General features: G+C 48.0%; 1 protein-coding gene. It reads left to right on the top strand.

Features of this window, described 5'->3' with window-relative positions; all coding sequences use genetic code 11:
• Positions 1 to 48 precede the first annotated feature (48 nt).
• Positions 49 to 500, top strand: a 452-nt coding sequence (locus R7093_RS28620) for a COX15/CtaA family protein (RefSeq protein ID WP_318147461.1), incomplete at its 3' end; no start/stop codon positions are given.

The following is a 500-nucleotide window of genomic DNA, read 5'->3' as shown; positions in this document are numbered from 1 at the left end:
ATTTGCGTAAGTTGCTCAAATTGTCGCGAGTGGGATAGGGAGCGCATCATGACGTTAACAAAGTTGGTTAGATTAAGTTTGTGCCTGACGTTAGTCGTCATCATGTTGGGGGCCTATACCCGTTTGTCGGATGCGGGTTTGGGGTGTCCTGACTGGCCGGGGTGTTATGGTCACTTTTCTGTACCACACCATGAAGACGATGTTCTGCGCGCCAACATCAATTTTCCAGAACGCGAGATTGAGCATGAAAAAGCGTGGCTAGAGATGATTCATCGCTATTTTGCTGGAACACTCGGCATGGTGATTTTTGCTATTACCGTTATTGCTATTCGAACTGAACGCGTGAACCCATCCATTCCTATTCTGCTCAGCTTTTTGGTTGTGGGGCAGGCGATGTTAGGTATGTGGACGGTGACTCTAAAACTGATGCCTGTCATTGTCATGCTTCATCTGCTTGGTGGGTTCACCTTACTCGCGCTGCAAGCGGTGTTTTATTGCCA

This window comes from Vibrio sp. 1580 (assembly GCF_033340055.1).
The sequence above is the reverse complement of the archived record's forward strand: the minus strand, read 5'-3'. Positions and strand labels throughout refer to the sequence as shown.